The sequence below is a fragment of the Frankia sp. AiPs1 genome, from assembly GCF_023716945.1.
Lineage (GTDB): Bacteria > Actinomycetota > Actinomycetes > Frankiales > Frankiaceae > Frankia.
Genome location: NZ_JAMQQF010000506.1, coordinates 1 through 4,352 on the forward strand (window position 1 = coordinate 1; position 4,352 = coordinate 4,352).

Annotated in this window: 4 protein-coding genes and 2 pseudogenes; 2 read left to right on the forward strand and 4 right to left on the reverse strand. The window is 74.7% G+C overall.

The genetic code is table 11. The features are described from left to right. A pseudogene (locus ND748_RS26205) lies at nucleotides 1-522 on the reverse strand (hypothetical protein); the annotation flags it as partial. Between the two features lie 366 nt (nucleotides 523-888). On the opposite strand from ND748_RS26205, the gene ND748_RS26210 reads away from it, so the two are divergent. Continuing rightward, entirely contained in the window at nucleotides 889-1,305 is a 417-nt protein-coding gene (locus ND748_RS26210; RefSeq protein WP_251748832.1) for a DUF3618 domain-containing protein, read from the forward strand. Continuing rightward, nucleotides 1,302-1,904 carry a histidine phosphatase family protein gene (locus tag ND748_RS26215; RefSeq protein ID WP_251748834.1) on the forward strand — a complete coding sequence of 201 codons (603 nt, stop codon included), beginning with the start codon at nucleotides 1,302-1,304 and terminating at the stop codon, nucleotides 1,902-1,904. Before ND748_RS26210 ends, ND748_RS26215 begins: the two co-directional genes overlap by 4 nt. A gap of 86 nt (nucleotides 1,905-1,990) precedes the next feature. Here ND748_RS26215 and ND748_RS26220 read toward each other — a convergent pair whose 3' ends face one another. From ND748_RS26220 to ND748_RS26230, 3 genes and pseudogenes are all read right to left on the reverse strand, one after another. Continuing rightward, nucleotides 1,991-3,220, reverse strand: a complete 1,230-nt coding sequence (locus ND748_RS26220) for a lysylphosphatidylglycerol synthase transmembrane domain-containing protein (protein ID WP_308205729.1) — start codon at nucleotides 3,218-3,220, stop codon at nucleotides 1,991-1,993. Nucleotides 3,221-3,409: 189 nt separating this feature from the next. Beyond that, nucleotides 3,410-3,856: an ATP-binding protein gene (locus ND748_RS26225; protein ID WP_251748838.1), complete on the reverse strand. Its 447-nt coding sequence runs from the start codon at nucleotides 3,854-3,856 to the stop codon at nucleotides 3,410-3,412. A 251-nt stretch (nucleotides 3,857-4,107) separates the two neighbouring features. After that, nucleotides 4,108-4,352: pseudogene (locus ND748_RS26230) on the reverse strand (hypothetical protein); the annotation flags it as partial.

A 4,352-nucleotide genomic window follows, 5' to 3' on the forward strand; every position in this document is an offset into this window, starting at 1 on the left:
GGGGTGCGCTGCCGAGCGGACCACCGCCCCGGCGCCATGCACGGCCGGCGGAGCCCCGGTCCGGCCGCCGTGGCAGAGAAGCACGGCGAGCAGGGAATCACCGCGCGCAGTCCGCGGCGCGGCCCCGCGGCCGGCGGCGGCGAGCGCCGCGTGCAGGAAGCCCTGGACGGCGAGCAGACCGCCGAACGACCGCGGCCCGCCGATTCGTCGGCGCGGGTCGTGCCGGCGACGGGGGTCGCCGCGGCGGCCGGCCAGGACCGATCGGACGATTTCCGCCGTGGCGGCGAGCAGGACGGCTACCAGGGCGACGAGGAGCAGCCGGCCGGGCGGCGGTGCCTGACCGGCCAGCGGAAGGTGAGCGAGTAGCGCCCAGGTCACCGCCGGCACCGCGAACGCGGCGCCGGCCAGTGTGCCGCGGGGGAGCGCGTCGGTGAGCATTCGGCCGCGCTGGGGGTCGGGACTGGTCGGCCCGGGGCGATGCCCTCCCGGGTCAGACCGTTGCCGACCGCCGCGCACAGCCATCAGCGTAATGTCCGCCGCCTCACGATCCCCGGTCGGTCCGGCCCGACATCGGGGTTCCGGCCGACGACCTGAGTCGATCCGCGGATGCGGGCCGGGGGCGGCGGGCGGGGGCGGGCGCCGAAGTGGGGGCAAGCCGGCACGCGGGGGCAAACGTGAGAGACCTCCTGGCGACCACTCGACGTTTCGCCTCGCCGGGGAGTGGTCGGTCTGGCACGATCGGAACGGGCCGGCCACACCCAAGGGGGTCGCACCCGGCAGGGTCGCATCCGCCAGGGCCGCACCTGACGGGACGTTCGCGGTGCGGCGCCGAATGTTCGTCTCGCACCGTGACCGCCGTCATCCGCACCGGACGAGAGGGCAACATCCGTGCCGCAGGACCCGGCCGTCATCCAGCGCCAGATCGAGGAGACCCGCGCCGAACTGGCCGAGACGATCGACTCGATCGCCGAGATCGTCAGCCCACGCCGGATCGCCGAACGCACCCAGGAGCAGCTCCGGATCAAGGCTGCTGAGCTGCGGCAGCGTTACGGCCCCGCGCTCGGGCTCGACCCAGGGCCGGGCGCGCCGCAGCTACCGGCGGGAGCCGCTGCCGCGGCCGGCGGCGGGGTGCTGGTCCCCGGCGGCGGTCAGGCCGGCGGGCCGGGGGGAAGTCGCCTGTCCCAGGGCGGCGTCACCCTCGTGCGGGTCGTGCGGTGGGATCGGGTGGCACTGGTGGGCGGGGGTCTGCTGCTGTTCGCCGGCGGGGTTCGGCGCCGGCGGCGCCGGTCGTCCCGCCGCGGATGATCCCGCAGGTCCCGTCGGGCCGGGTGGTGTTGCTGCGCCACGGGGAGACCGAGTGGAGCCGGCTCGGTCGGCACACCGGCCGCACGGACGTCGAGCTCACCGCCGAGGGGGAACGACAGGCCGCCGGGCAGGCCGCCCGGCTGTCGACGTGGTCGTTCGGCCTGGTCGCGACCAGCCCGCGGGTGCGGGCTCGGCACACCGCCGACCTCGCCGGCCTGGTCGCCACCGCCGAGACCGAGCGGGAGAGCTGGGACGACCTGGCCGAATGGGATTACGGCGGCTACGAGGGCATCACCACGGCGACGATCCGCGAGACGGTGCCCGGCTGGACGGTGTGGACCGAGCCGGTGCCGGCCGGCGAAACCGCCGAACAGGTCGGCGCGCGTGCCGACGCGGTGCTGGGCCGGCTGCGCCCCTGGCTGGGACGCGGCGACGTCGCCCTCGTCGGCCACGGGCACATGTTGCGGGTGCTCGTCGCCCGCTGGCTTGGCCTGCCGCCCCGGGCCGGGGCGTACTTCGTGCTGGCCGCGGGCGGGCTGTCGGTGCTCGGCCATGAGCATGAGTCACCGGTGGTCGAGACCCTCAACCTGCCCGCCTGACAGCGACCGTGGCGCCCCATGCCCATGCCGCAGCCCCCATGGCCGCAGCCCCCATGGCCGCAGCCCGCATGCCGGGGGCCGGCGCCTTACAGGTTCCCGCTGCGCCGCAGGCCGGCCAGGGCGACGATCCCGGGCAGAACCGGCAGCCAGAAGCTGATCACTCGGTAGACGAGGACGACGGCGAGCATGGTCGCGGCGTCGCCGCCGGCGGCCGCCAACCCGAAGGCCAAGGCGGGTTCGAGCGCGCCTACCCCGCCGGCCGTCGGCGCCGCGCCGGCCACCATGGAGCCGACGAGGTAGACGGTGGCCACCGACATCACCGAGATGCTGGCCCCGAACGCCCACACCGTGCAGGCCAGTGCCAGGATCTGGAACAGGCGGGTGCCGGCCTGGGACAGCAGCAGGACCGTGGTGCGCCCGGGGGAGTGCGCGAGGACCGACACGTGAGCACGGAAGGCCCGCACGGCGGGCCGCGCCATCGCCCGCACCCGCGGGTGGGCGACGGTCCCGGTCACGAGCGCGCAGACGACCACGCAGCCGAGCAGGACCGGCCCCGCGCCGATCCCGTCGAGGGTGGATCGGACCGGGCTGACCACCGCCGCGCCGATCCCCGAACCGCTGAGCGTCCCGGCCACGATGACGATGCCGGCCAGATGGGTGATCGCGCCGGCGCCCTTGATCGACGCGATGGCGGCGAGAGCCGCGGGCCGGGTCATTCCGCGCTTCTCCAGGAATCGCAGATGGACCGCGATGGCGCCGAGGCCGGCGGGGACGATCCGGTTCGTCGCCGCGGCCGCCACCTGGACGCCCGTCACCGTGCGCAACTCCACCCGCAGGCCGCTGGCCGCCCGCATGGACAGGCCGTTGGCGACGTAGAACAGTGCCGTGCAGCAGGCGCACGCGGCGAGCCAGTGCCACCGCGGGGCGGGCACCCCGGACAGCCGGGAGACGGCGTCCCCGCGGAAGCGAACCGCCAGCACGACCAGCAGCGCCGCGACGACGATCCCGCACACCAGGGGCCGGCGCCGGGACCGCGCCAGGCCGACGGCGAGGGGCTCGTCAAAGACGTGCCGGTCGGGGTCGGTGCGACCCGCCGGGTGCTCCGCCAACACGGCCCCGGCACCCTCGGGTCGGGCCGGGCGGTGGCGCTGGCGGAGCAGGGCCTCGGGCTGGTCGGTCGGTACGGTAGCGCTCTCCGCGCCGAGCAGGACCGGGATCTCTATGACAACCCCCGTTGGGCCGGAGCGGTGGTCACGGTCGTGACGATGGAGACGCAGGTCACGGTACGCGAGTTGGCTGAACAACAGCTGAAGCATCCGCATTGTCGACCTGACTAATTCCGGTCGTCGGCGCATCGAGCGGACAAATCATCCAATGGTGCCGGTGATGGCCACGCGATCGGTGCCCCGCTGGGCCGCGTACGAGACATGTCAGCGATATGTGCCAGCAAAGCCGCCTTAACACCTCTTCGGACAATTCGGTGCCGGGTGGGGTGCGGACTGGCGTCAGGAGCCGCAGGCCGCCTCCAGCGAATCCTCCTGGCGGGGTGAATCCGGCTGGCGGGGGAGATCGAACCAGACCTGCTTGCCCGGCCCCTGGTCGTCCAGGATGTCCACGACACCCCACTGCAGCGCCAGCGCGGCGACCAGGTGCATGCCCCGTCCGGACTCGTCGTCCTCGCCGGCGGGCTTCAGCGCCGGATGCTGCGCGGTCCCGTCGTCGACGGCGATGCGGACCCGGTCGGCCTGAAGGTCGACGCTCAGGCACAACGCACCCCGGTCGCCGACGAAGCGCACGGCGTTCGTCACGACCTCGCTGACGAGGAGCTGCGCGACCTCGACGGTCTCGGGACGGCTCCAGGCGATGAGCAGTTCGGCGACCAGACGGCGGGCCCGGCCGGCGGCGCGGGGATCGGCGGGCAGGTCGAAGCGTGCGGTCAGGGCTTCGGCCACGCCTCACCTTCCGTGAAATCGGGCGGGACGGCTCCGTCGTCCGTTGCTGTCCTCGCGCCAGGCGAGCTGCCCGGCGACGCGTACGTGCCACACCGCTCGCCACCTCAAACCTGCACCGTCCGTGCCCACCGGTCACCTTGGCGACCACGTGCCGCATCTGGATACCGCGCGCCGGGGTCGTCCGGGGCAACGACGCGCCGCGGGACCCGGCTCGGCCTGCGGGGCAGCGGGGCAGCGGGGTGTGCCAGGGCTCAGATGACGTCGATGCCGTCCAGCACGGATCCGCGGCGTGCCAACCAGGCCTGGGTCACCTCGTCTACTTGCGCCTGGTCGATACGCGCAGCCGCTGCGGACAGCTCGGCCTCCCGGGCCGACGCGGTCCCGTGCCGATCCGGACTGCCAGCCGGCCGGCGCGGCGGTTCGGCCCGGCCCGGACGTCCCGGACGGGGATCCGGCCCGCGGTTGGGCGGGTTCGGCGTGCCGGAACCGCCTGCCC

Bases quoted from the DNA above. Each gene is read 5' to 3' on its own strand.
- ND748_RS26215 (WP_251748834.1), top strand. From the start codon at position 1,302: ATGATCCCGCAGGTCCCGTCGGGCCGGGTGGTGTTGCTGCGCCACGGG.
- ND748_RS26220 (WP_308205729.1), bottom strand. From the start codon at position 3,220: ATGCTTCAGCTGTTGTTCAGCCAACTCGCGTACCGTGACCTGCGTCTC.